This window comes from Paludisphaera soli, assembly GCF_011064595.1.
Lineage (GTDB): Bacteria > Planctomycetota > Planctomycetia > Isosphaerales > Isosphaeraceae > Paludisphaera > Paludisphaera soli.
In genome coordinates this window covers 559,877-586,043 of record NZ_JAALJI010000002.1, presented here as the reverse complement: position 1 = coordinate 586,043, position 26,167 = coordinate 559,877, and the positions used below count along the sequence as shown (strand labels likewise).

At 69.9% G+C, this 26,167-nt stretch carries 16 protein-coding genes; 12 read left to right on the top strand and 4 right to left on the bottom strand.

Annotated elements, in window-relative coordinates; all coding sequences use genetic code 11:
* Positions 1–122: 122 nt before the first annotated feature.
* Positions 123–3,353, bottom strand: a complete 3,231-nt coding sequence (locus G6O68_RS05270) for a hypothetical protein (protein ID WP_165245528.1) — start codon at positions 3,351–3,353, stop codon at positions 123–125.
* A gap of 390 nt (positions 3,354–3,743) precedes the next feature.
* Between G6O68_RS05270 and G6O68_RS05265 the strand changes: the two genes are divergently transcribed.
* Complete coding sequence (locus G6O68_RS05265) at positions 3,744–4,847, top strand: cis-3-hydroxy-L-proline dehydratase (RefSeq protein ID WP_165245526.1); 1,104 nt, start codon at positions 3,744–3,746, stop codon at positions 4,845–4,847.
* 582 nt (positions 4,848–5,429) lie between these two features.
* A complete protein-coding gene (locus G6O68_RS05260) occupies positions 5,430–7,067 on the top strand; it encodes a serine hydrolase (RefSeq protein WP_165245524.1) in 1,638 nt (545 codons plus the stop codon).
* Positions 7,068–7,460: 393 nt separating this feature from the next.
* Here the strand turns inward: G6O68_RS05260 and G6O68_RS05255 are convergent, their stop codons facing one another.
* The 3 genes from G6O68_RS05255 to G6O68_RS05245 form a co-directional block, all read right to left on the bottom strand.
* Positions 7,461–8,753, bottom strand: coding sequence for a DNA ligase (locus tag G6O68_RS05255; RefSeq protein WP_165245522.1), 1,293 nt, complete (start codon positions 8,751–8,753; stop codon positions 7,461–7,463).
* A gap of 479 nt (positions 8,754–9,232) precedes the next feature.
* Entirely contained in the window at positions 9,233–9,649 is a 417-nt protein-coding gene (locus G6O68_RS05250; RefSeq protein ID WP_165245520.1) for a hypothetical protein, read from the bottom strand.
* A 1,412-nt stretch (positions 9,650–11,061) separates the two neighbouring features.
* Positions 11,062–11,814, bottom strand: coding sequence for a J domain-containing protein (locus G6O68_RS05245; protein WP_206108020.1), 753 nt, complete (start codon positions 11,812–11,814; stop codon positions 11,062–11,064).
* A 2,858-nt stretch (positions 11,815–14,672) separates the two neighbouring features.
* Here G6O68_RS05245 and G6O68_RS33500 point away from each other — a divergent pair.
* The 10 genes from G6O68_RS33500 (at position 14,673) to G6O68_RS05195 (ending at position 26,032) form a co-directional block, all read left to right on the top strand.
* The gene (locus G6O68_RS33500) at positions 14,673–14,882 is read left to right on the top strand and encodes a DUF1559 family PulG-like putative transporter (protein WP_165245518.1); all 210 of its coding nucleotides are present in this window, start codon (positions 14,673–14,675) and stop codon (positions 14,880–14,882) included.
* Positions 14,804–15,151 (top strand): H-X9-DG-CTERM domain-containing protein, encoded by a 348-nt coding sequence (locus G6O68_RS05235; RefSeq protein ID WP_165245516.1) that lies wholly within the window; start codon positions 14,804–14,806, stop codon positions 15,149–15,151. Before G6O68_RS33500 ends, G6O68_RS05235 begins: the two co-directional genes overlap by 79 nt.
* A 128-nt stretch (positions 15,152–15,279) precedes the next feature.
* Complete coding sequence (locus G6O68_RS05230) at positions 15,280–15,675, top strand: hypothetical protein (RefSeq protein WP_165245514.1); 396 nt, start codon at positions 15,280–15,282, stop codon at positions 15,673–15,675.
* Between the two features lie 199 nt (positions 15,676–15,874).
* Positions 15,875–17,026 carry a DUF1559 domain-containing protein gene (locus tag G6O68_RS05225; RefSeq protein ID WP_240911046.1) on the top strand — a complete coding sequence of 384 codons (1,152 nt, stop codon included), beginning with the start codon at positions 15,875–15,877 and terminating at the stop codon, positions 17,024–17,026.
* A gap of 47 nt (positions 17,027–17,073) precedes the next feature.
* Complete coding sequence (locus G6O68_RS05220; protein WP_165245512.1) at positions 17,074–18,846, top strand: arylsulfatase; 1,773 nt, start codon at positions 17,074–17,076, stop codon at positions 18,844–18,846.
* 60 nt (positions 18,847–18,906) lie between these two features.
* Entirely contained in the window at positions 18,907–20,451 is a 1,545-nt protein-coding gene (locus G6O68_RS05215; protein ID WP_240911045.1) for a sulfatase family protein, read from the top strand.
* Between the two features lie 292 nt (positions 20,452–20,743).
* The gene (locus G6O68_RS05210) at positions 20,744–21,346 is read left to right on the top strand and encodes a PEP-CTERM sorting domain-containing protein (protein WP_165245508.1); all 603 of its coding nucleotides are present in this window, start codon (positions 20,744–20,746) and stop codon (positions 21,344–21,346) included.
* Positions 21,347–21,401: 55 nt separating this feature from the next.
* The gene (locus G6O68_RS05205) at positions 21,402–22,643 is read left to right on the top strand and encodes a sulfite oxidase (RefSeq protein ID WP_165245506.1); all 1,242 of its coding nucleotides are present in this window, start codon (positions 21,402–21,404) and stop codon (positions 22,641–22,643) included.
* A gap of 380 nt (positions 22,644–23,023) precedes the next feature.
* Positions 23,024–24,175 (top strand): DUF1559 domain-containing protein, encoded by a 1,152-nt coding sequence (locus G6O68_RS05200; RefSeq protein ID WP_165245504.1) that lies wholly within the window; start codon positions 23,024–23,026, stop codon positions 24,173–24,175.
* 234 nt (positions 24,176–24,409) lie between these two features.
* The gene (locus G6O68_RS05195) at positions 24,410–26,032 is read left to right on the top strand and encodes a sulfatase (protein ID WP_165245502.1); all 1,623 of its coding nucleotides are present in this window, start codon (positions 24,410–24,412) and stop codon (positions 26,030–26,032) included.
* The last annotated feature ends 135 nt before the right edge of the window (positions 26,033–26,167 follow it).

Sequence of the window (26,167 nt, the reverse complement as noted above, 5' to 3'; positions counted from 1 at the left end):
GCCTGACGCCGGGGCTCGATTCGCTTCGGCATGGCGGACCGGAACATCGATGCTCGGGATCTGTAGGCCGCAGCGATTCGTTCGATGCCTGGTCCCCAGGCGTCGATAGACGAAGGCGAAGTTCAGATCGCCGCGGGTGCGGGATGCTTTGGCTCCGGCGGGAACGTCAGAGCGGCCTCGTCGGCGACCAGCGGGCTCGGGTCTTCCCGGAGGCGCTGAAGGCGTTCGCGGCGAGGTTCGCTCCAGCCCTGAGTGGACGCGACCCGGCAGAGTACCTGCAGCGCCAGCCACCGCGCCGCCGGGTCGGTGGATGGGGCCCACAGCGCCTCGGCCCGCTCGAGTTCCTCGGCCGACCGCCCGGTCTCGCACAAGGCTTCCCATGCGGCGACCTGCGTCGAAGCGTGCCACCGAGCCGTGCCGACGAGCCCGAGCACCCACCCGGCGAACGGCTCGGCCGAGAACCGTGCGGCGGCGAGGCGGATTTGCAGGCTCGTCACCGCCGGGTCCGCTTCGACCGCGGCCAGCACCGCCGACCGCACCTCCAGCAGCCGCCGTCCGAACGTCCGGGTCGCGGCCGCGAAGTCGATCGCCGACGCGGCCAGCTCTCGCCGAGCCGGCAGCAGCCGCGCGAAGGCCGACGCGAAAGCCGGGGCGTCGGCGTCCGTGGCCCCGGCCAGCGCCGCGGAGAGCCCCGCGGTCCGCTCGTCGGGGATGGCGGACGTGAGCTTGGCGAGCATCGCGGCCAGCAGCACCCGCCTCGCGTCCGGCACCGGCTGGGCCGCCAGCCGGCCGAGCACGGCGACCCGGACCGTCGGCTCAGGGTGGTCGAGCAGCCGGCGAAACAGGTCCGCGACGCGATCGCGGGCCGCATCCGACGCTCGATCCGCCTGGATCCGTGACAGCCCGATCACCACCCCCGGGTCCGGGGAAGCGACCGACGCGTCGAGGATGGCCCACGCTTCGGGCCGGTCGAGGTGGTCCCAGAGCGCTCGCAGGAGCGCGCCGCGAACATCCCGGTGGAGGTCCTGACGGCGGAGCTCCCCGAACCAGCCGAGCGCCGCGGACCCGCCCAGCTCGCCGGCCAACCGCACCGCCTCCTTCGCCACCGTGACCTTCGCGAACGGTACGCCGCGCATCACCTCGAGGACCCGCGACTGCGGCAGGTCGTTGAGCGCCTGCCGCAAGGCGTATACGGCCCACCTCGCCCGCGCATCGCCGAGCGATTCGAGCAGTTCGGGGATGCCCTGTCGGGCGTCGAGACGGCCGAGCGCACGCACGGCCGTCTCCCGGACCGCCGGCCTCTGGTCGCCGGCGAGACTCACGAGCCGCTCCGGACCGACTGCGGGCAGGTCCGGCAGGCGGCGGACCGCGAACAGCACGTCCCAGGTCACCTGCGCGTCCTTCTCGCGGGAGGGCGGGCTCGCCAGCTCCGCGAGCGACCCGGCGAAGGTCTCTTGCTGCGCGTCGGTCCATCGGAAGAAGCCGGCGGCCAGCGGCAGCACGTGCCTCACCTTCCCGGAGCTGAATCGGCCGGAGTACGACCGCTGGCCGAGAAACGGCGTGATCAGATCCTGTCGCCGGGCGTGCAGGAAGTTCATCACCGGCGACTGGAGCGCCCAGCTCTCGTCATTCGCGAGCGACTCGGTGACGACGCGCTCTCGCTCGGCCGGGACGTGCCTCGCGATCAAGGCCATCGCGGCGGCCGCCGTGTGGTCGCGGCCGGTGCGGACGAGTCGCTCCAGGAAGCCGACCAGATCCGGCCAGTCCGGCAGCCGAAGACCGACGGAGGCCGCCAGGGCGACCACACGCCCCTCGTCCTCGCGGTTGAGCCACGCGTCGGCGATCGGCGTCAGCCCCGGGGCGATTCTCCGCACCTCCTCGGCCGTCGGCGCCCCGTCGGCCCAGAGGGGGCAGCCCCGCTCGCGAGTCACCTCGGCCAACTGTCGGGCGGCCCACGCAGGGTGAAACGGCAGCAGGGAGCGGACGAGCCTGCCGAGCGAGGCGACGCTGCCGGGCGACAGGTCCCCGGCGTCGAGTGCGTCGCGGATGACCTGCGCGATTCCCGTCAGGTGCACGTCCGCCCAGCGGCCGGGCGGGAGCGAGGACAGGGCGCCGAGGAAAGCCGACCGCACCGGATCCTGTTCGTGCCTGCGGGCCGTGACCAGCTCGAGCAGGACCGCCAGCCGCGATCGGTCGAACCTCGCCGCCTCGCACAGGGCGACGAGCGCCGCGGCCCGATTCTCCGCCTCCGGGTGCGCCAGCCACGGTTTCGCCTCGGAACGCGCCTCGTCCCACGGCATAAGGCCGACGAACGGGAGCCGCTGGAGCGGGCGGGTCGCGAGCACCGGGAGAGCAGCCACCCGGCGAGCCTCCTCCCGCCGCGTCGCGGCGGGGAGCCGTCGGAGGACGGTCGCGGCGACGAGGCCGTCGGGGGCGGTCCAGGCCGGGGCGAGTTCTCGGTAGACCGCTTCTCGGTCGGGAGCCGGCAGCCGCGCGAGCCACCGGCCTGGATCGCCGAGATGACCTGCGCCTCGGCGGAAGAGTCCGACGATCCGAGCCGCGTCGAGCTTGTGCGCGGACGGCTGGAAGTGCGCCGCGACTGGTTCGCTCGAGCTGATGACGAGGTCGGCTACGGCGACCGGCCGGCGGACGACGAGCGTTTGCAGCGGGATCGAAGCGAGCGGGACATGCCGACGAAGCGCCTCGACGACCGTCAGGGCTGCGTCCGGTGCGCGGTCCGACAGGATTGAAATCACGACCCGCGCGTAGCTGAAGCGAAGGCCGTCGGTGGTGGCGGTCGCACCGAGCCTGGCGAGAATCTCGGCCGCGGCGCGGCTCGAGTGCAGTACCGCGAGTCGTCGCCAGAAGACGACCCCGCCGCGCTCGGCGGCGAAGTCGAAGTATCTTTCGAGGACGGCCGAGGAGCCGAGCGCTACGAGCGGCCATGCATCGACGTCGCCCTCGGTCGCACGCTCGGTGACGAGGCGGTCGACCACGTCCGGCCGAGAGCTGCGGAGGCGGAAGAGCGCCCTGGCCGCGCGCCGAGGCGGGACGTCGCGGAGCGCGGCGAGGAGGGAATCGTCGTCCCCGACGTCGCACAGGACCGAGACCGCGATGCGGGCGATCGTACGGGAGGGGTCGGCGGCCATCGTCAGAAGGACGGCGGGGTCGCGGCTGCCGTGGCAGGCGAAGGTCGCCAGGAGGCGCTGCGTGAATCCACCGGAGCTCCAATCGCGGAGAAGCCGCGCAGCCGAGGGGTCCGATCGAGACCGTCGCCCGACCTCGACCGCCTTCCGGACTCGCGCCGAATGCGAGATCGACTCCCACTCGATCGGCAGGCCGCCGTTCGTCATCTGCTCGCCCTCCCAACCCGTCTCATCCCCCCCAACAATCTACCCAGGTCGACGGCCGAGCGTCAGAAGAGGTACGGAGACGTCGAGCCGGCGGACCGGCCCGAACCCGTCGGTGCGGAATCCATCGGCCGAGATGATCCGATCGAGGGTGAGGCGGGAAGGACCGGGGCCTTGGCCTCCGCGGCGGCCGCCGTCCCCAGGGCCGGGCGGCAGGTCGAGGCCATGCGAGATCGCTTCATCGGTCTCTCCATGAACCATCTGCTCGACCCGACGAGATCACTCGGACCGGGCGCCGCGAGCGAGCGGCCGGTCCGGCGGCGCATTGTCCGCCCCATCGCCATCCGCTATCGTCCTGGTCGGCCCACAACCCCCCTCCCGGATCCGAATCCCATGAAGATCACGCGCATCGCGGCCTATCGGGTCGACCTGCCCCTGAACGAGGGGAGCTACCGCTGGTCGGGCGGGAAGTCGGTGGACGTCTTCGACAGCACGATCGTCCGCGTGGAGACGGACGCGGGGATCGTCGGGCACGGCGAGGTCTGCCCCCTGGGGCCCTTCTACCTGCCCGCCTACGCCGAGGGCGTACGGGCGGGCCTAGCCGAGCTGGGCCCGCACCTGCTCGGCGAGGACCCCACGCAGCTCGACCGCTTGAACCGGATCATGGACGCGGCCTTGAAGGGGCACCCGTACGTCAAATCCGGGCTCGACATCGCCTGCTGGGACATCCTCGGCCAGGCCGCCGGCCTGCCGGTCTGCACCTTGCTCGGCGGGCGGTACGGCGAGGGCGTCACGCTCTATCGCGCCATCTCCCAGGCCGAGCCCGACGCGATGGCCGAGAGCGTGGCGGGCTACCGAGGCCAGGGTTATCGCCGGTTCCAGCTCAAGGTCGGGGGCGCCCCCGACCTCGACGTCGCTCGGATCCGGGCCGTGGCCGCGCTGCTCGGGCCGGGCGAGGTGCTCGTCGCGGACGCGAACACCGGCTGGCTCATGCACGAGGCCGCCCGCGTCGTGCGCGGCGTGGGCGACGTCGACGTCTACATCGAGCAGCCCTGCCTGGGCTACCAGGAGTGCCTGTCGATCCGCCGCCGGACCGACCACCCGTTCGTGCTCGACGAGTCGGTGGACGGCCTCGACATGCTGCTGAGGGGCAACGCCGACGGGGCCATGGACGTGGTGAACCTGAAGCTCTCCAAGCTCGGAGGACTGACGAAGACGCGTCAGGCGCGCGACCTCTGCGTGACGCTGGGCGTCGCCATGACCCTCGAAGACAGCTGGGGCGGCGACATCGCCACGGCGGCCATCGCGCATCTCGCCCACAGCACGCCGGAGGAGTTCCGGTTCACGGCCACCGACTTCAACAGCTACGTGACGGTGAGCACGGCCGAAGGCGCCCCGCGGCGAGTGGACGGCCGGATGGCCGCTTCGACCGCGCCGGGCCTGGGGATCACGCCCAGGATGGACGTGCTCGGCGCCCCGAAGGTGGACCTCTCCTGAGGCCCATCGGCTTGGCGGACCGGCGCGCGCGTGCTCCCGCCCTCGAGCCTTCCATGGCCCTTGCGTCCCGCAGTCTCAGGTTCGCCCACCTGCCCGACCGGTAAACAGCGGGGCGGCCGTTTCGTCAGCCAGGGCAATACCTGCGGCCGTGCGGAGACGACGAGGCCAAATCCGCAGCAGAGTGCCCCGGACGATCTCCAGGTGATCCACCGCCGGGCGCCCGTTCTCGCTCCTTACTGGAAGCCCCCCCATCTCACTTGACCGCCCTCCGCGGGGTTGATACTTTAAAACGCAAAGCACTCGGTTTTGCCGAGTGCAGTCCTGGTTTCCACTCCCGCTTGCGAGGGCCACAGAGCTTCGCGACGCACAGCGCCAGATCCACGAGGTCCGCCCTGCGAATGGCGAGACCCGTCACGCCCGGCCACGGCTCGCGACGCTAAGCGGCACCGTCCATCGACCGGCCGGAGCCTCGGCCGTCGCATCACGGCGCCGAGTCGAAGGTCAGCCCACCCGTGTATCCGCCCCTGGCCGACGCCGGCGAGGGTGGATGGAGTTCCGCGCGTCCATCAAACGAGGATGATCATGAACCGTTGCTTTCCCCTTCTTGGATCGCTCGCGGTCGCCGCCTTGCTCGGCGGGACGCCCGCCGATGCGCAGGACAGGACCGCCGAGATCGACGGGATTTTCAGCTGGGCCAAGCCCGCCTCGCCCGGGGGCGTGGTCGCCGTCTCGCTCCGCGGCGAACTCGTCGTGAACCGCGCGTACGGGTCGGCCGACCTGGAGCGCGACGTCCCGCTCGGGCCGAACTCGGTCTTCGACGTCGGATCGGTGAGGAAGCAGTTCGTCGCGGCGGCGGTCCTCCTGCTCGTCGAGGACGGCAAGCTCTCCCTCTCCGACGACGTCCGCGAGCACTTCCCGGAACTCCCCGACTATGGCCGCAAGGTCACGGTGGACCACCTGCTCACCCACACCTCCGGGATCCGCGACTGGACCGGGCTCAGGCCCCTGGTGGGGGAGAATCCCGACGTCGTGGCCCTGATCCTGCGCCAGCGCGGCCTCAACTTCGCGCCCGGCGAGGAGTGGTCCTACTCCAACAGCGGCTACGTGCTGCTGACGGACCTCGTCGCCCGCGTGAGCGGGATGTCATTCCCCGATTTCGCCCGCAGCCGCCTGTTCGAGCCGCTCGGGATGAAGGCGACCACGTCCCCCAGGGAGTTGCGAGACGTCGTCAAGGACCGCGCCCTCGGCTACAGGAAGGAGGGCGACGGCTGGCGCGTGGCGATGTACGTCGGCGACGAGCGCGGCAGCGAGGGGGGTGCCGTCCTCAGCACGGCGGCGGACCTCGCGACCTGGAACGACGCGCTGACAGCCAAGCGATTGGGGGCGTTCGTCACCGAAAAGCTTCAGGAGCCGGCGAGGCTGAACAACGGCAGGCGGCTCCGCTACGCCCGCGGCCTGATCGTCAGCCCGTCGCCGGGCGGCACGCTGGTGTCGCATTCCGGCGGCGCGGCCGGCTACAGCGCGTGGTCGGGGCGCCTTCCCGCGGAGGGGCTCTCGATCGCCGTCCTGTGCAACGCGGACGTGACGTCCGCATCGGAGCTCGCGAAGCGCGTCGGCAAGCTGTTCGCGCCGTCCCTGGACGCCCCACGGGCGGGTGCCGAGGCGCCGACCCCGGTCGCAGTTGCCGGGCTCGACCTGGACGGCAAGGCGGGGCTGTTCTTCCCCGAGGGCGCCGGCCAGCCTCTGCGCCTGGTCGTGAGCGACGCCACGCTGCGCGTCGCCGGCGGGCCCGCCCTCGTCGCGGCGGCCGAGGGCCGCTTCCGCAACCCGCGAGGCGACCTGTTCTTCATGTCGCAGGACGAGTTCGAGCTGCACTTCCTGTCCAAGGATCAGTTCGACCTGCGTTCCATGGAGGGCGCGACGATGCGGTACCGCCGAGCCGAACCTTTCGCCCCCACCGCGGAGGACCTGAGGGCTTTCGCAGGCCGGTACGAAAGCGACGAGGTCGGGACGGTCGTCCGGATCGAGCCCCGCGGCGACGGCCTGGCGATGCGGCTCGAACACTCGCCGGCCCGGAGCGTGGAGTTCAAGCCGGTGGACCGCGACGCGTTCCAGGTCGGCGGGATGATGGTGCGCTTCGCCCGGGACGAGGCCGGAAAGGTCCTGGCCGTCGACTACAGCAACCCGGTAGTCCGCGACATCCGATTCAAGCGGCTGTGACGACGGTGTCTCGAGCACGACCTCCGCCCGAAGACGCGGCTTGAACCGTCGAGGACGACCGGGAGACTCTCACCGATCCGCCGCCGTCGGGGCGCGGCGGGTCGGCGGTCGCCGTGAGCGTCGAAGGGCTTGGCCAGGACGGGTCGGACGTCCGGCGCTTTGCCGTATCGGCAGAGCGTCGCCTGTTCCGGCGTCGTCGGCCGGGGCCGTTCGTGCTGCTCCGGTCGACCGCGACCCGCCGAAGGCCGTCGGCGTCAAGCCGTCGATCACGTCGCGGAGACGGCGGCGTTGAAGTTCGCCGTCCCTGCCGCTTGCGCCGGCGTCGCCCATCCCGGGATGGATCGCGACCCCGGGCCCCGCGCCTTCGCGACGAGGGAAAGGCGACGGCCGAGCTTAGACCTCCGCATACCCCTTGCCCGTCTTCTCCAGGACGAGCCCCTCGATGTAGCGCATCGCCGCCGCCTCGTCGGCGAGCGTCTTCGACTTCGCTTGCCCGGTCGTCCCGATCCTCCCGTACCGGACGGTGACCTCGCAACCGTCCCGAGCGACCTCCCAGAACTTCTCCGAGCCGCCGTCGATCAACTCGAATCGTCGGGTCGCCCCCGAGACCTCGACGGTCGCGGCGCCGGTCGCGTACGGGGCCGCAGCCGCCCCCGGCTCCGCGGGCGAGGCGACGTCATGGCGCACGCCGAGGAACGACGGGAACCGGGGGACCCCGCCCTCGGAGAGCTCCTGATACCGGAATGTGATCAGCGCCCCGACGGCCGGCGGCCGCTCGCGCAGGGCGTCCGACAACCCGGTGCCTACCGAGAACCTCGTCCCGTCGGCCAGCTCCACGAGCAGGGCCCCGAGCCGGCCCCTGTGCCGGCCGGCGCCGGGCAGGTGCTCCAGCACTCGAGCCTCGGCGTCGAGGAAGCTCTTGACCTTGAGGAGGCTCACCGAACGCCCGACCTCGTAGGCCGACGCCGGCCGGCGCATCATGAGCCCTTCGCCGCCCAGGGCCTCGACCCGCGCCAGCTCGGCGCGGAGATGGTCGACCCCCTCGCAGGCCGCGTGCTCGTGGGCGCGGAGGTGGGGCGGGAGACGCTGCTCGACATGGTCGCGGACGGAGGCGAGCCTCGCCTCGAACGGGCCGTCGAGCGCCGGGGCGTCGAAGGCCACGTACGAGACCTGCTTCCAATGGTCGCTCCGGTCCTGCCGGCGGACGATCCCGACGGTCTTCTGGAACTGCCTGCGGCCGATCCACAGCTCGCCGTCGAGGGGCGTCCCGGGGAACCCCTCCAGGAACCAAGCGGGCGCATGGAACGCGTTGCCGAGGCGTGAGATCAGCCCGCGTCCATCCCAGTATGCGCGGACGCCGTCGAGCTTCTCGCTCATCCACCAGCCGGCGAGGTCCTGGGCGTCGTCCCAACGCTCGGCCAGGAGCAGCGGCGGGCCGGCCTTGGCCTCGCCCCCTCCGGCTTCGCCATCGGGCCGCGGCGGGGGAACGGACCCGACGCGAGCCAGCTCGGCCTCGTCGCCGCGGAGCTTCCGCAGGTGTTTGCAGGTGCGCGACTCGATCGCGACCGACTGGTTGCGCCAGGCCGAGCAGGAGCAGGAGTAGAGGCCCCCGGTGTTCTTCAGGACGTAGGGCCTCGCCCCCGACCCCTTGATCTCCAGGGTCTCGCCGTCGAGCAGGTCGGGCATCGCGCGTCCCTCGGATGGTCGACATTTGCACCGTTCCGCCGGCGAAGGCCCGTTATATCGGGCGGGCGGCCCGCCGGCAAGCCCGTGGGACGAGCGAGGGCGGCCTGATTGAAGACCTGCGTCGCGGTTGCTACCTTCGGCATCGTCGATCGAGGCCTCCCTCGTCCCGGGGAGGCGGCGGCCCGTCGGCCAACCGATGGGCCGCCGAGTCGTTTCCGTCCGCCTGACCGCCGCCTTAGACGTCCTCGCGGTTCCGCCCGAACCCGCCGGGAGGACGCCCCTCTCCTCGCCGCGACGAGTGCGATCCCGAGAGGGGCCTATCGGACGAGGCGCCTCCAACTTAGGTGGTCGCGGCCCGCCGCCCGGCGTTTCGCCACCGAAGTCTGGCACGGCGGCATTCGTCGACGCCGTGCACGACCTCGAAGGGGGCCGAGGGCCGACGGCGAGTCCGAGCGGGCCCGGACCACGGCCCGGCGAGGTCAGAAGCCCACGTCGCCCTCTTTCTCGCGGAGGTATTCATAGACGCCCCGCAGGAACGAATCGCGACGCCGCCGGGGCACGCAGGCCGTGCAGCGCGGGAGCCGGGACTCGAACCTGTCGGGCACGCCGTCGTCGTCGGGGAGGGCCCACGGGGTCCATCCCGACCCGCGGCCGAACGGGGCCGCGGGGCACGCCAGCCCGATCAGGACGTCCACGTCCTCGGCCCACTCGTCGAGGGTCGTCGAGTCGGGGCCCAAGGTCGCCAGGGCGGCGACGAGCCCGCGGCCGGCCTCCTCGTAGCCCGCCCGGACGTCCCGGGACGCGGTGCGGCACAAGGCCTGAAAGAACGCAGGGCATGCCCCGGAGGCGGCGATCGGCCGCATGGCATGGTCCTTCGAGGAGGTGGCGGGGTTCATGGCGTGGTCCTCCGGCTTGGGTTCGTGGCTTGAGATCGTGCGCCGACGGCGCTCCCGCCTCGGCGTCCGCCGCGGCGGACGGGGCCGGCTCACTTTCCCGATCGCGGCCTCCGTCCGCGCCGCCCGTACTACATCGGGAGCCCCCCGCCCGGCTCGATCCTCCACAGACCTAGAACGGGGGGGGCGAGGCCGGAGCAGGGTACGGCCGGTCTCGCATCGGCGGTTAGCCCGATTTCCCGATATCGCGGTCAGGCCGCCCCGCCTCGCGATCCCTCGACACGAGGCGGGCCGGCTCGTCGGCCCGGAACCTGCCGTGCATCGCGCGGGCCGGCGCCCGGCCCCTATAGACGGGCGGCCTCGCGACTCGGCCCGCCCAGCCTGCCGACCGCGAAAGTCGCCTCCCAGCGTCCGAAGGATGGGCCGCCCCTCATCCGCGGCGGCTCCGCGAGCGGCGCGACTTCGCGAGACGAGGCGACCGAAGGCCGTTCGGCTCATCGACGGCTCGTGGGATCCCGCCGACGTCCCGTGCCGGCTCGGACGCCGGCGGCCCGAGGGGGGAGGGCGGGTCCCCGCCGGCAACTCACGCATCGGGCCCGAAGCGCGAGACGCAGGACCCGCGTCCGACCTGGAGCCGTGCGAGGGGGGCCTGCGAGAGGCTCGCGGCCTCGGCCGCCGAGCGGAGCTGCCGTCTCTGTTCTCGCCTCCCTCGGGTGGATCGAAGCGCGAGGTGGCGCCGCGGCCGCCCGCCGGCCGTGGACGCCCGAGGCGGTCGCGGCCTCGCCCCTGGGGCGGACCGCCCGAGCATGACTTTCGTCCGCGGGACTTCGTGAGTACGGCCGGTCCCGGCACGCCGGCGAGCGAGGAACTCGCCCGCGGATGAATCGCGGGATTCAATACCGACGCCCCCTCGGGCGAGACGTGGGCCTCGTCGGCCGGGGACGCGGCCTCGCACTCCGGGAGCCCGCACTCCGACCGAAGCGGAGCGGCGGACGAGAGAGGTTGCCGGGGCGATCGGGATGCGAGCGCCGTGCGACGCGCCTCGCCCGTCGCCCCCCGGCTTGTGGGGCGGTGCCGGCGGCGCGGCGCGGGTCATCGGCTTGCCCCATGCCGATGGAGGTTGATTCGCCCCCAGTCGGGCCGCCCACGCGCACCGACAAGGAGGCTTCCGGGGCCAACGGCCGGCGCCGCCGCCCGGGATGCTGGCGACGACGGTGGGCGACTCCCCCCGCCGCGTCAGCTCGACGGCGTGACGAAGGCGACGCCCCGACTCCTGGGCGGTCCCGACGGGTCTCATGCCCTCGCTGCGACGGCGACCGCCCGAGGGTCCCCTCGGCGACGCCGGAGTCGGCGGTGCGGCGTGTGCGACGAGAGGCGGCTCGCGCCGACGTCGAGGGGGCGGGCGTGGAGGTCCTTCACGGGCGGCCCCGCGGTTTCATCGCGGCCTCGTAGGCCTCCCGGAAACGCCGGAACTCCTCCGGGTCGCCGCCGCGGTCCGGATGATGTTCCTTGGCCGGTTCCCGGTGCCGCCGCTTCACCTCCTCCGGGGAGGCGTCGCGGGGGAGGCCCAGGACGTCGAGGCACTCGGGCGAGACGGTCGCGCCCGCCGTCCGCCCGCCCCGGGCCCGTTCCTCGTCGGCCCGGAGCCGCTCATACTCGGCGCGGAGCCGCCAAAACTCGGCGTCGAGCCGCTCCTGCTCGGCCCGGAATCGTTCTTCTTCTCCCCGTATCTCTTCCGCGAGCCGGGCCGCCTCCGCGGCGGCCCAGGCCGCTTCCGCCGCACGCTCGCGTCCCTCGTGCTCCCGCTCCTTGAGCAGCCGATACGCCGCGAAGTCGCGGACGCCGGCCCTGGTCGCCGCCGGGACGCCCGCCAGGAGCGCCTTTCGCAGCTCGCCCTCGAACCGCCGTACGTCGTCCCGCGGCCGGCCGTAGCCGCCCTCGCGCCAGGAGCCGAAGGTCCGGTCCACTTCGTACCACCAGGCGGCCCGCGCGAAGCGGTCGGCGAGGCAGCAGGATCGGATCGTCGGCAGCCGCGCGAGGACTTCTTGCCGCGGCCCGCCGTCCGTCCGCTTCGAATGCACGACCAGCGGCGTGAGGGCGATCCGATCCGGGCCGCGATGCTCGCAGGACAGCGGCCTCCAGGGCTCCTCCAAATCCATGCCGTGCATCCATTCGGGCTCCTTGAGAAACGCGGCCCGGGCGTCGCTTCGCACGGGCCGATTACGCCAGACGATGTACACGTGGTGACCCTGCCCGTTGGAGTCCGAACGCGAAAGCCGCGACCTGGACCTTTCGAAGCCAGTGCGGTAGTTACCCCGCCGGAGTCCGATTATGCAGGAAGAATGAGGATCTCCCGCACTGCGACGACGCGGATGTAGTGACTCCGGCCCACCCCTTTGAGACGGCCGCCGAACTGGGTTCCGCAACGCGACGACACGCCGCCGTTCGATGAGAAGCCGATCATGGAGGTGTTCGACGCCGGTGCCAGGTCCCTGGGTGGATCGATCGAAGGCCGGGGATCCGCCGGGGTCCGGGGCCTGCGCGACCCCCGTGACCCATCTCGGCCGGTGCACGCGTTCGACCCCCGACTTCCCTGGCGAGGATGCGCCGACGGCGGGGGCCCGCCGTCTCCTCCCCATCCGGCGTCCGGGATCCCGAGGGACCGCGGGCGGCCATGGCCGGGTCCTGGAGGCTTCCGGCCGTCGCACATGCCATCCCGGCGGCGGGCGGGGACTGGGGCCCCCTCGCGGCCCTCGGCTGAATCACATGAATCACCCGAAGTTGAGGACGGCGGGGGGTGAGACGCGGGCGGAGGTCCGGATCCGCCGCGGGGCAGGCCTCGGCCTCGATCGGCGGGCCACGCCGCCTCCGGGCGACCCCCGGGGCGGGCGTCGAGGACGAAGGGCGGGTGACGATGCCGGGACTCGGGAGGCCTTGAAGACTTCGCCCGGCCCCTTCCTCGAACGCCCCGAGAGGCGGCCCTGCTGCGGGTGACCGCCCCGGGACGACGGCTCCTCCTCGTCGAGCCTGCCCGGCAGATCGGCCGCCGACGCCCGCGACCCCCGTCCATCCGGCCTGTCGGGCGACCCTCGTCGTGATCCCGCGCTCGCAGGACGATGAAACAGCCCGCCCCGGGGGGACCGGCCGCTTCGTCCGTCGGGCGTCGAGAGTCATGACGTGTCGGCGGGCGGGGGGAGAACTCGATGCGGGGCGATCGGGAAGCCGGGCCAAGACCGCTCCCGTCCCATCTCGCGGGATCGGTGTGGCGGGGAAGGGCCCTCGCCTCTGCCTGCGCGGGGCGGCGACTCCCGGGTCGAGACGCGCTCGCGGAAGGACGACGCCGTCCCGCTCCGACTTCTGGTCCGGCGCCCGGCGTCCGACCCCGGGCGTACCGACCCGGGCAGGGAGCTGCGGATCCGCTCCGACGGGCGTGCGGCCCGGGGGGGAAGGGGCCTGCCGACACGGGGATCAGGGCGTGGCCGACCCACCCTCGGAGGGCCGATTCACCGCAACCTCGGACACCCCTCCATTTCGTGAATGTGGTTCGGATCTCCTTCCATAAACGATGGTTAAGTGTCATTCACGGAGAGATTCCGAGTTTTGTGAATCCGGGCCATTCGGTGAATTCACCCCTCAGGACGTGGGCCGGTCCTCGGAGCTTGGGCTAGGCCCCCCGGCGATGAGCCGGCCTCCGCTGCCGGCCGATTCACCGAAGCGCGCCGATTCACCGAATCGACCCGGGAACGTGAAACGGCGCAAGTTCTTTCGCGCCCAGTGTATGCCGGCTTGATTCACCGAATGCGGCTCGATGGGAGGGGCGGTGAATCGAGCCCTCGCGTGATCCGGCCGGGCTCGGGCGGGGCACGCTCCGACCACGTCCCTGCGAGCCCTTCGTCATCGGGCGCCTCGCGGGTCCTCGGGGACCTTTCGCGGGATCCCCCCTCGCTCGCTCTCGCGCGAGGCGGTCGCCATGGACCACCGGCGGGGCGGTCTCCGCCCTGTCACGCTGCGGTCCAGCGAACCGTCAGGCCCTGCCCGAGGATCCTCGAGGGCCGAGGCGAACTCCCGAGACGGGTCGCCTCGCCCCGTCGAGGACTCGAGAGCCTCGCCCGCCGGTGCCGCCCGGGCGGGGCGACTCGGCCCCGGTCGTCCCGCCGCGCGGCGAGGCGGGGCTCCGAGAGGGCCTCACCGACGCCCCCCGGCCCGCAGATCTGGACTCGCCCCCGTCCACTGGATCCGCCCGACCCGCCGCGGCCGGCCGATCCTCTCGCCGCCCAGCCCCCACGCAGGCCGCACCTCGAGGCGTCCGACCGGCGTACGCCCTGGACGGAATGGACCGATCGCCGTCCTCCTGATGCGGGAGGGAGGGCTCCGATGGGCCGGGGATCGCTACGGGTCGGCCCGAAACGTCGCCCTCGAGGCTGATGGGACGACGCCCTGCGAGTGGGGTGGAGGCTCCGCTGGATGAGGTGCGGTGCCGACTTCCTCGCGACTGTCGCAGGGCGGATGGGAAAGCCCCACCGGGCCGATGGCCCGGCGGGGCCGCGGGGGGACGCCGAATCTAAGTTCGATGATACCGCGGACCGCCGGGACGACCTCGCCGAATCATCGGACGTCCTTCCCACCGTCGACCGCGCGGTCGAGGCCCCGGGAGGTCGAGCGGCCGCCTCGGCCGGAACCGTCGCAGCCGACCGAGCCGGTCGCGGACGGCGGGGCGGGGGAATCCGGCCGACGTTCCGAGCGGCCGCATGGCTTACCCGCGGCGAGGACGTCCCGCCCGTATCCCCGACTCCCGAGGAGGCCTTGGTCGTGACCGTCTCGGGCGGGGACGGCCGCCGCCCGTAGGTCCTTCCCCGACAAAGGACCATGGGCGCGGACCCGTCACCCATCGTGCACTCCAAGTCCGACGTCCGATCGTCGATCGAGCCGGCCACCCCCGACGCCGGGGCCCGGCCCGACTCCCGACCGTGCACTCCTCCGTCGGGAGCCGGATCAACCTCCTTGCGGACGACACTGGGGGAACTCCATGACGGGCACGTTCACGTCTTATTCGACCATACGGATCTCAGGCGTCACCGACGGGACGAGCAACACGTTCCTGTTCGGCGAGCGTGCGAGGTCGTTCCTCGCGGCCGAGGATCAGCTGGATTCGGGCTGGTGGCAGAACGGCCATCAATACGACACATTCTTCGGCACCAATTTCCCCTCAACGCGCACCGGAAGTACATATCCCTGATCCAGGACCGAGGTTGGAGCTGGATCTACTTCCAGGCGACCTCGAGCTTCCAACCGGGCGGCGCGAACTTCGCGTTCGTCGACGGGTCGGTCCGGTTCGTGAAGGAGACGGTGAGCACCTGGGACATCGACCTGAACAACCTGGGCGACCCGGTCGGGGTGGCGTACCACTCATGCGGCGAGTATCTGTACGGCACGGCCGCCCCCCGGACCTATCAGGCGTTATCGACGCGTGCAGGGGACGAGATCCTCAACGCCGATTCGTACTGACCGGACGCCCCCGGCGCGTCGGCCGGTGCCGATCTTCCGGCCGGCCGCCTCACTCCAATCGGACAACGAGGAGCCTTCGAGCGGCTCTCGAGCGTGATCGGCGCCATCACCCGTAGCAAGGCATGTCCATGAAATTCCGCTTTCGTTGTAGGACGATGGCGGCGGCGACCCTGGCCGCCGCCGCCATCGTCTGGTCGTTCGTCATGGCGGGTCGGTCGGCCCGCTATGCCGAGATGGCTCGTCGACATGAAACCGAAGCGATGGTGCACTCGTTCAACGCCGATGCAGCCATCTATTCCTACCGTCGTTACGGACAGGAACCGCCGGCCGAGGCGTTGACGCGGGCGAAGAGGTTCGCCGAATCGGCGGCGGATTCGTGGCGCAAGGCCCGAGATTTCGCCCGGGCGTCGAAGGGATCCCTGGGCCTCGCAGTGAGGCGGTCGGCGTCGTCCCGGGCATACCTCGGCACGCGACCTATCACCGTCGAAACCGCAAATGCTGCCAAGCCTGCAGACCAGAGGTGATTCCTATTAATTCTATAAACTAAGTAGTAAATCTGCCTTGACACGCAAGATCTCGCTTGAGCAGAATGGCGGCCGCACAACGAAGGGCCTACCCCCTCTCCCACATGGAGCCGACTCGTCGCCGAGAGGCATGTTGAGTCATTAGCCGGGCATCGCCGACCGCGCCAGCCGGAGGCGTCCGGTCTCTATGGAGACTTCCATGCCGATTGCTTATCGCAACATGCGGTCGAGGCGCGCCTGCGCACAGGTGCTTAGGACAGGGTTCACGCTGATCGAACTGTTGGTGGTCATCGCCATCATCGCCGTGCTCATCGCCCTGCTGCTGCCCGCCGTCCAGTCGGCCCGCGAGGCCGCCCGACGGATCCACTGCGTCAACAACCTGAAGCAACTCGGGCTCGGGCTGCACAATTACCTCTCCACGATCGGCTCGTTCCCCATCGCCCAATCCTGGGCGAAGACCACGCCCGGCCCCAACTACGGGGGCAATCCGTGGAGCGCGCATGCGCAGATACTCGGCCACCTGGAGCAGTCGAACGTCTACAACGCGATCAACTTCAGCTTCGCCCCGGCCCAGGCGCTGAACATGGCGTACTACACCAATTCCACAGTCCTTTTCACGCCCCTGAACGTCTTCATCTGCCCCTCGGACGGCGTCTCTCCCACGACCTTGGCCGACATAAGAATTTATTTCAACTGCAACTACGTAGGCAGCACTGGGCCGACCGTCCAGGCGGTCCTGATCCCGGGGCAGAGCGTGACGATCCAAAATCCGTCGGGCATCTTCGGCTTCGACGACCGGGTCCTGCACAACGTGCCCACCTACAGCGTGGCGAGCGTGACCGACGGCACGTCCAACACCATCGCCTACTCGGAGCGCCTGGTCGGAGGGGTCGGGCCCAGGGTCGCCGACACGCGCCGCGCGAGCTTCGGATTGGTGCCTGAGGTGGCCGCCGCGGTGTCCCTCGATCCCGGCCCCCTCTATCCGCAAGTCGTCCAGGCCCTTGCAGCTTGCGGCGCGTACGCCCGGACCAATGCAGCCACGACCGATCGGGCGGTGGGAGTCAGTTTCAGCGGAGCCACCTGGATGGCCGGCTACCTGGGCACGACGCTCTTCAACACGGTCACGCCGCCCAACCATACGCAATACGCCTTCAACTCGTGCCAGGCGGAATCCGTGAACATGTGGGGGCTCGCCGGGTTCGTCAACTCGACCAGCAATCATCCAGGGGGTTCCAACTTCACCTTCGCCGACGGCAGCGTCCGCTTCATCAAGAGCACCATCGACCTGCGGACCTACTGGGCGCTCGGCAGCAGGGCCGGCGGCGAGGTCATCTCTTCCGACTCATATTAAATCCCGCGTCGAGGCCGCCCCCATCCCCGAATAAGCTGGACCCACAGATGTTCTCACGACGCCTCTTCTCGACGGTGTTGCTCGCCGTGGCGACGAACTCGCTCACGCCCCGGCCCGTCGTGGCGGCCAGGCCCAACGTGGTGGTCATCCTGAGCGACGACCAGGGCTGGGGGGACCTCGGCGTCAACGGCAACTCCAACCTCAGCACTCCGAACATCGATTCCCTCGCCCGCGACGGGGCCCTGTTCGAGCGTTTCTTCGTCTGCCCGGTCTGCTCGCCGACGCGCGCCGAGTTCCTCACGGGGCGGTATCATCCGCGAGGCGGCGTGTGGAATGTCACGAGCGGCGGCGAGCGGCTCAACCTCGACGAGAAGACCATCGGCGACGCGTTCAAGGCCGCGGGCTACGTTGTGGGGGCGTTCGGCAAGTGGCACAACGGGACGCAATATCCATATCATCCCAACGCCCGCGGGTTCGACGAGTTCTACGGGTTCTGCTCGGGACATTGGGGGGAGTATTTCGATCCCCCGCTCGAGCGGAACGGGCGGCTCGTCCGGGGGCGTGGCTTCATCGCCGACGACCTGACCGACCACGCCCTGGCGTTCATCGAGGCCAATCGCGACCGCAACTTCTTCTGCTACCTCCCCTTCAACACGCCCCACTCGCCGATGCAGGTCCCCGACCGATTCTATGAAAAATTCAAGCATGCGGACCTGAAGATGCGTTATGCGGGCGAGGGGCGCGAGGACGTCGAGCATACCCGGGCCGCCCTGGCGATGTGCGAGAACCTCGACTGGAACGTGGGCCGCGTGCTCGCGCGTCTCGAAGAGCTGAAGCTGTCGGACGACACGATCGTCCTCTACTTCTGCGACAACGGCCCTAATGGTTGGCGGTGGAACGGGGGGATGCGGGGGCGGAAGGGCTCGACCGACGAGGGGGGCGTCCGCTCGCCCCTCCTGCTGCGATGGCCCGGACACGTCAAGCCGGGCACGAGGATCGGCGCGATCGCCGGGGCCATCGATCTCCTACCCACCCTGGCCGACCTGGCTGGCATCCGCGTCGTCTCGACCAAGATGCTCGACGGGACCAGCGTCGCGCCCCTCCTGCTGGGGGGCCCGGACGCGGACTGGCCGGACCGCCGAATCTTCAGCCACTGGAACGGCAAGGTGAGCGTGCGGACCCAGCAGTACCGACTCGACGCCTCCGGACGGCTCCATGACATGACGGCGGATCCCGGCCAAACGAAGGACGTCTCCGGAGACCGGCCGGAGGTCGCCAAGCAGCTCGAGGAGGCCGTGGCTAGCTGGTCGCGGGAGTTGCTGGCCGGATCGAGGGACGACGCCCGCCCGTTTCCGGTTGGGTATCGCGCCTTCCCCATCACATGGCTGCCGGCGCGCGACGGGGTGCCCCATGGTGCCATCAAGCGGAGCGCCGGGGCTCCCAACTGCTCGTACTTCACGAACTGGACGAGCAAGGACGACTCGATCACCTGGGACGTCGAGATCGCGACGGAAGGCCGCTACCAGGCCGAGGTCTACTACACGGCCTCGGCCGAGGACGTGGGCGCCACGCTCGAATTGAGCCTGGGTGAACGTCGCGTCCTTGCCACGGTCGTCGAACCCTTCGACCCGCCGCAACGCGGGGCGGAGCATGATCGGGTTAAGCGGGGCGGCGAGTCGTACGTCAAGGACTTCAAGCCCCTGAAACTGGGCGTCCTCGACCTGAACAAGGGCCGAGGTTCGCTGACGATCCGGGCGACGCACGTCCCCGGCCGTCGCGTGATCGACCTGCGTACGGTCGTGCTGACGTTGGTCGATTAGGGGGAGTCACGCGGGCCGACAGCCCCTCCTCCGAGCGTGATGGCGAGGGATTCGATGAAGATGCGTTATCGATCGCTGACGATGGGATGCGTCCTGGCCGTCGCGTCCGCGTCCCTGGCATCGGCGGCGGAAGGTCCCGTCGCGCGGAAGCCCAACATCGTCTACATCCTGGCGGACGACCTGGGCTACGGCGACGTCCGTTGCTTCAACGCCCAGGGCAAGATCGCCACCCCCCGCCTGGATCGGCTCGCCGCGGAGGGGTTGCGATTCACCGACGCTCATTCGGGCTCAGCGGTCTGCACGCCGACCCGCTACGGGATCCTGACCGGGCGCTACAGTTGGCGGTCGTCGCTCAAGTCGGGCGTGCTCTACGGCTATTCCAGCCACCTGATCGAGCCCGGCAGGCAGACCGTGCCGGAGTTCTTGCATCAGCAAGGATATCGTACGGCCTGCGTCGGCAAATGGCATCTCGGCATGGATTGGGCGCTCGACGAGGGCCATCGGACCGGGAAGATCGTGACGGGATGGGAGGTCGACTACCGCAAGCCGATCGCAAACGGGCCGCTGACGGTCGGGTTCGACGAGTATTTCGGCATCAGCGCGTCGCTCGATATGCCCCCTTACGTGTTCATCCGCGACGATCGCACGGAGGGCATCCCCACGGTCGAGAAGACTTACGTGCGAAAGGGGCCGGCCGCGGCCGATTTCGAGGCCATCGACGTCCTGCCGGCCCTGACGAGGGCGGCGACGTCCTTCATCGAGTCGAACGCCGAGGCGGCCCGCGGCGGCAAGCCGTTCTTCCTCTACGTCCCGCTAGCCGCGCCGCACGCGCCTGTCCTGCCGACCGCGGAGTGGCGGGGCAAGTCAGGGCTCAACGACTATGGCGACTTCGTGATGCAGGTCGACGACGCGGTCGGGCGGATTGCGGCCTCGTTGGAGGCGAGCGGGCTGGCCGACGACACGCTGCTGATCTTCACGAGCGACAACGGCTGCTCCCCCGTTGCGAACTACCCCGAGCTGCTGGCGAAGGGTCACGATCCGAGCGCGGGGTATCGCGGCGCGAAGGCCGACATCTTCGAGGGTGGGCATCGCGTCCCCTTCATCGTGCGATGGCCGACGAAGGTCAAGCCGGGTTCGGTCCACGACCAACCGGTCTGCCTCACCGACCTCTTTGCGACCTGCGCCGAGATGGTCGGGTCGAAGCCCGCCGACACGGCGGCCGAAGACAGCGTCAGCTTCCTGCCGGCGTTGCTGGCGATCGGGGACGGCCCGCATCGCACGTCGATCGTCCACCATTCCATCAACGGCTCCTTCGCGATCCGGGACGGAAGCTGGAAGCTGATCCTCGGCCCCGACTCGGGGGGTTGGAGCGCCCCCAAGCCGGGGAGCGCCGAGGCGAAGGCACTGCCCCCGATCCAGCTCTACGACCTCTCGAAGGATTCCGCCGAGCGGCACAACGTCCAGGCCGACCATCCCGAAGTGGTCTCGCGACTGACGAATCAGATCAAGCAGCTCGTCGCCGACGGCCGGAGCACACCCGGCACTCCCCGGCGCAACGACGGCTCGCCGATCGTGCTCTTCGGGCGGGATGCGGGCGCCCCATGACGAAGCCCGCAAACCTAGTCCCGGGCCGACGGCGACCCTCGGCGTCGTGGGCTCCGCGCGAGCGGACGGGCACGCGTGCCTCGTACTGCCGGCATGCGGGGCCTCGAGAGGCTCCACGTCGATCTCCACGCGACCCGTCCCGCCATCGAGACAGGTCCAATCATTCGAGAGAATTCAAATTATGACCACGCGTTTATTTAGCTCTAGGGCGGAAGGTCGGGCCGATCCGCCGCGTCAGACGAGGCGATACGTCGGACACCTGCTTCTCGCCTGCCTCTTCGCCGCGCTCGGCTTGCAACCCGCTTCCGCGGGCCCGATCTCGGTCGGTTCGAACCTCGCTGGCGGGGCCGTCGGCCGATTCACCTATCAGGACGATTACGCCGCGTGGCTGATCGCCGACCTGAGCGACCCCGTCACGCCGACACATCTGGAAATCTCGCCCAGCCTGGATGCCGGCCGCTGGACCCAGGAACTGGCCTTCGAGGACGGGTCGCGCAATCTGCGGACGGGCGACGCCTTCTTCGTCCTGGAGTTCCTCACAATCGGGGTCGGGGACTTCACGCTCTCGAATTGGTATCAGGAGATCCTCACCCCCGGCTGGCGGTGGAGCGACGGCCTGATCTACGACGACGCCGCCTCAGAACCGGTGGGCGGCCTTCGGGTCAACCTGGGCTCCAAGCTTGCGGGCTTTACCTTCGACCCGATCTCGGCCGGGACGAATCTGCTGGTGGTCAAGGTCCTCGAATATATCGGGCCGGACGACGCCGCGGCGTCGACGATCACCATCCAGGCGTACACGGTCGTCCCGGAGCCCGGGGCCGCCGCACTGCTGGCCACGGGTTTGATCGGCGCGACGGCGCTTCGACGGCGTCTCGCCCCAAATCGCTCGTCATGAATCCTTCGACACGGCCGATCGCCCGTTCGCTCAAGTCTCAACCCCGGCGACTCATATGAACAACGCGTTCAAGAACGAGCAGGACTACGATCGCGAGCGTTTCGAGATGGAAGTCTGGAAGCGTCGACACGCCACCGGCCAGACACGGCGCCAGGTCGTCAGGACGCTCGCCGGCCTGGCGGCGGGCGCGTCCGCGTTCGGGAGCTTGCCCTCGCGCGGTTTCGCGCAGGCGCCGGCCACGATCGTCAAGCCGACGCCGCCGGACAAGTTCAGGATCCTGGGGACGAATCGCGAGACCCTCTTCCACGCGTTCAAGGGCCGCGGGTATCTCACGCCCGCGTCCCTGTTCTTCGTCCGCAACCACACCAGCACGCCGCTGATCGACGCCGAGACCTGGTCGCTGAGCGTCGAGGGAGGAGGCGTCGCCAGGCCCAGGACGTTCACGCTGGACGATCTGATCTCGCTCCCGACGGAAAGGCTGACTCGCGCGATCGAATGCGCCGGGAACGGCCGCAGCTTCTTCGCCGGCCAGCAGGGCCAGGCGGTGGCCGGGACCGCATGGCTCCTCGGAGCCATCGGGGTCGGCGAATGGACCGGCGTGAGGCTGTCGACGCTGCTGGAGCTGGCCGGGGTCAAGCCGACGGCGGTGGACGTCTTGCCGGAGGGGCTCGACGACGAGGTCGGCGCCAGCGGACACGTTCGACGACCGATCCCCATCGGCCGCGCGCTCGCCGACGACTTGCTCGTCGCCTACGGCCTGAACGGCGAGCTGCTCCCGCCCGACCACGGCTTCCCGGCGCGGCTGCTGGTGCCGGGCTGGATCGGGATCGCGAACGTCAAGTGGCTCGGCCGCGTCACGGTCTCCGAGGAGCCTGTGTTCACGGCGTGGAACACCACGCAGTACCGATTCTTCGGCAACGAGGACGACTACCCCGGACAGCCGATCCTCACGACGCAGACCATCAAGAGCGCGTTCGAACTGCCGTTCCCGGCCTCCCTCAGGCCGGGCCTCAACCTCATCACCGGCCGCTCGTGGTCGGCCGAGGGTTCGATCGCCCTCGTGGAAGTCAGCTTCAATGGCGGGGACACGTACATCCGAGCCGCGTTGAAGCCGGGCGGCAACGGCCACCAAGCCTGGGCGGAATGGCAGATCCCATGGGCGGCGCGACCCGGGAAGTACGTCCTCAAGGCCCGCGCCGTGGACGACCAGGGCAACGCCCAACCGCTGACCGTGCCCTACAACAGCCAGGGCTATCTCTTCTCGGCCATCGCCGGCCACCCGGTCACCGTGGCCTGAACTAATCAGGGGCACCCTGGGGAGTCGGACCGGCCGAGAGAGCTTCTAGGCCCAAGAAGGGTGAATCGACCCCGGCGACAACATAGGGGCAGGGGCAATCGCATCCGAATCCTCGCGTGCGATTGTCCGGTCTCTGTGGGCAGCTCAAGCCGTCTCTTGGGCTGACGCAAGCGGGCTGTGGAAACCCTATAGGAATAATAGGCATTCCCCTTGACAGGTTCCTCCGAGTCTGAGCAGAATCGCAACCCCATGGACGAGGATCCTCCCGCCTCCTCCCCGCCCGGTTGATGCCGACTCGTCGACGAGAGGTGTGTTGAGTCGAACCCCCGGATATCGCCGACCGCGCCAGCCGGAGGCGTCCGGTCTCTATGGAGACTTACATGCCGATATTGCATCGCGACGACCAGTTGCGAAAGGTCGACGCTCGGTCGCGCCTCCACGCCTTCACCCTGATCGAGCTGCTGGTGGTCATCGCCATCATCGCCGTGCTCATCGCCCTGCTGCTGCCCGCCGTCCAGTCGGCCCGCGAGGCCGCCCGACGGATCCACTGCGTCAACAACCTCAAGCAGTTCGGGCTCGCACTGCACAACTACCACTCCTCGATCGGCTCGTTCCCCATCGGCCAGTCTTGGGCCAAGACCACGCCCGGCCCCAACTACGGGGGCAACCCGTGGAGCATCCACGCACAAGTACTCCACCACCTGGAGCAGGCGCCGGTCTACAACGCGATCAACTTCAGTTTCGCCCCGGCCCAGGCGCTGAACCAGGCCTACTACACCAATTCCACGATCCTCTTCACGCCCTTGAAATTGTTCCTCTGCCCCTCCGACGGCCTCTCCCCCACGGTCCTGGAGGCACAGAGGATGAATTTCAACTGCAACTACGTAGGCAGCACGGGGACGACCGTCGAGGCGATCGGGGCCGTGCAACAGACCGTGGTGAGCCAACGGACGACGGGCATCTTCGGCTTTGACAACCCGATCGTGCATGGCGTCCCCGCCTACAACGTGGCGAGCGTGACCGATGGCCTGTCCAACACCATCGCTTACTCCGAGCGCCTGGTGGGTGGAATTGGGCCGGCGGTCGCCGACCCGCGTCGCGCCAGCTTCGGGAGAGTGTCCGAGGTCGCCGGCGTGGTCTCTCTCGACGCCAGCCCGCTTTACCCGCAAGTCGTCCAGGCCCTCGCGGCCTGCGGCGCGTACGCCCGGGCTAATGTGGGCACGACCGATAGGTCCGTGGGGTCCAGTTTCAGCGGGGCCACGTGGCAAGCCGGCTACCTGGGCACGACGCTCTTCAACACGATCGCGCCGCCCAACAATCCGCAATACGCCTTCAACTCGTGCCAGGCGGACCCCCTGTTTACGTGGGGGCTCTCGGGGTTCGTCAACTCGACCAGCAACCATTCGGGGGGATCCAACTACACCTTCGCCGACGGCAGCGTCCGCTTCATCAAGAGCACCATCGACCTTCGGACCTACTGGGCGCTCGGGACCAGGGCCGGCGGCGAAGTGATCAGCTCCGACGCCTATTGAGGATCGATCCCACACGGAAGCTGGACGACCCGCGACGGATGAGTCCCGGTGATCTCCCCGATGGGTCCCGGGCGCGAGAGATCCGTCGCCCGTCCCGGTTGTTCGTCGCCGGGTCGTCCGGGCCTCCCGCCCAAAATCACATGGGTTCCGGCCTCGGCTCGGAACGCGATAGGTTGTGGCGTCCTACATGACGCCGCCGGTCCTGGATGCAGCCGCCTACCGGAGTCCTCCCCTATGCGAAGAAGCTGGCTTTCGCTCGCCCTGTTGTGCCTGACGGCCGGTCCCGTGTCCGCCGAGGAGCGGCGGCCGAACGTCCTGTTCATCGTCTCTGACGACCTCAACAACCTGATCGGCGCATACGGCGATCCGCTCGCGAAGACGCCGAACCTCGACAAGCTCGCGGCCCGGGGCGTCCGGTTCGACGCCGCGTACTGCGCGTTCCCGCTCTGCGGCCCGAGCCGGAATTCCTTCCTCACGGGGCTCTATCCCAATAGCACGGGCATCCTGACCAACGGGCAGATCTTCCGGCAGACGATCCCCTCGCACCGGAGCCTGCCCCAGGCTTTCCGAAACTCCGGCTACTTCGCCGCGCGGATCGGCAAGCTCTACCACTACAACGTGCCCATGTCGGTCGGCACGAACGGCCACGACGATCCCGGGAGTTGGGAGCTGGAGCTGAACCCGGCGGGCGTCGACCGGCTGGAGGAGGAGCCTCAGATCTATTCCCTGACGCCCGGCCAGTTCGGGGGGACGCTCAGCTGGTACGCCTCGCCGAAGGGGGACCGCGAGCACACCGACGGCCTCATGGCGGACGACGCCGAATGGGTCCTCGAGCGGTGCGCCAGGCGGAACGATCGTCCGTTCTTCCTCGCCGTAGGATTCTTCCGGCCGCATACGCCTTACGTCGCGCCGAGGCCGTACTTCGACCTCCATCCCGAGTCGGAGATGCCAGTCGTCCAGGGCGTGGAGGAGGACTTGGCCGACATACCCGCCCCCGCGCGCCCCGGCGGCAGGCGGGATCGGGACGACTTCGACGATGCGAAACGCCGCCAGGCGCGGCAGGCCTACAACGCCAGCATCAGCTTCATGGACGCCCAGGTCGGTCGCGTGATCGACGCGCTGGACCGTCTGGGGCTCGCCGAAAACACGATCATCGTGTTCACCAGCGACCACGGCTATCTCGTCGGCGAGCACGGGCTATGGCAGAAGATGAGCCTCTTCGAGGAGAGCGCCCGCGTGCCGCTCCTGATCGTCGCGCCGGGCTTGGCGACCAAGGGCCGGGTTGCGAAGACCCCCGTCTCCCTGATCGATCTCTATCCGACCCTCACCGAGCTGAGCGGCGTCGAACGTCCCGCCGACCTCCAGGGCCAGAGCCTCGTGCCGATCCTCAAGGACCCCGACGCCGTGGGACGAGGCTGGGCTCTCACCCAGGTCTCCCGCGGCGGGGCCGGCCCGCGACCGGGCGGAGCGCCGGGAGCCGTCGCGGACGGACGACGGGACGCGGGCGCCGGCGAGGGCGTTGGAGGAGTTCGGCGTCCGCTGGGCGACCCGGGTGCGGGCGGAGGTCAGAATGCGGCCGGAGGGCAGGGCCCCGCCGGTCGCTTCTTCGGCTACAGCATTCGGACACCTCGCTGGCGATACACCGAATGGGACGAAGGCCGCAAGGGCTGCGAGCTGTACGACCATGACGCGGATCCGCGCGAGCTGACGAATCTCGCCGAGAAGACGGAGCACGCGGCCCAAGTCGAGGAACTGTCGCAGCAGTTGCACGCCGCCGTGAAGACGACGTTCCCCCCGTCCGGCCAGACGCCCGAGATTCGCCCCGGGGTGTGGTCGCCGAACCTGACCAACCCCTGAACGCGCCCGTGCTGGCCGGCGACGGGGGCCGACCGTCGCTGACCTGCCCTCTTCGAGCGAGTCCAGCCTCGATGTGATGATCTGAAAATGATGACTGACATGCCCTGGAGTGAATCCCGAGATTCACGAAACTCG

Excerpts from the sequence above, each read along its gene's own strand:
- G6O68_RS05195 (WP_165245502.1), top strand. The coding sequence starts at position 24,410 with ATGCGAAGAAGCTGGCTTTCGCTCGCCCTGTTGTGCCTGACGGCCGGT.
- G6O68_RS05250 (WP_165245520.1), bottom strand. The coding sequence starts at position 9,649 with ATGAACCCCGCCACCTCCTCGAAGGACCATGCCATGCGGCCGATCGCC.
- G6O68_RS05220 (WP_165245512.1), top strand. The coding sequence starts at position 17,074 with ATGTTCTCACGACGCCTCTTCTCGACGGTGTTGCTCGCCGTGGCGACG.
- G6O68_RS05265 (WP_165245526.1), top strand. The coding sequence starts at position 3,744 with ATGAAGATCACGCGCATCGCGGCCTATCGGGTCGACCTGCCCCTGAAC.
- G6O68_RS05230 (WP_165245514.1), top strand. The coding sequence starts at position 15,280 with ATGAAATTCCGCTTTCGTTGTAGGACGATGGCGGCGGCGACCCTGGCC.
- G6O68_RS05255 (WP_165245522.1), bottom strand. The coding sequence starts at position 8,753 with ATGCCCGACCTGCTCGACGGCGAGACCCTGGAGATCAAGGGGTCGGGG.
- G6O68_RS05200 (WP_165245504.1), top strand. The coding sequence starts at position 23,024 with ATGCCGATATTGCATCGCGACGACCAGTTGCGAAAGGTCGACGCTCGG.
- G6O68_RS05215 (WP_240911045.1), top strand. The coding sequence starts at position 18,907 with ATGCGTTATCGATCGCTGACGATGGGATGCGTCCTGGCCGTCGCGTCC.
- G6O68_RS05260 (WP_165245524.1), top strand. The coding sequence starts at position 5,430 with ATGAACCGTTGCTTTCCCCTTCTTGGATCGCTCGCGGTCGCCGCCTTG.
- G6O68_RS33500 (WP_165245518.1), top strand. The coding sequence starts at position 14,673 with ATGACGGGCACGTTCACGTCTTATTCGACCATACGGATCTCAGGCGTC.
- G6O68_RS05270 (WP_165245528.1), bottom strand. The coding sequence starts at position 3,353 with ATGACGAACGGCGGCCTGCCGATCGAGTGGGAGTCGATCTCGCATTCG.
- G6O68_RS05225 (WP_240911046.1), top strand. The coding sequence starts at position 15,875 with ATGCCGATTGCTTATCGCAACATGCGGTCGAGGCGCGCCTGCGCACAG.
- G6O68_RS05205 (WP_165245506.1), top strand. The coding sequence starts at position 21,402 with ATGAACAACGCGTTCAAGAACGAGCAGGACTACGATCGCGAGCGTTTC.
- G6O68_RS05245 (WP_206108020.1), bottom strand. The coding sequence starts at position 11,814 with ATGCACGGCATGGATTTGGAGGAGCCCTGGAGGCCGCTGTCCTGCGAG.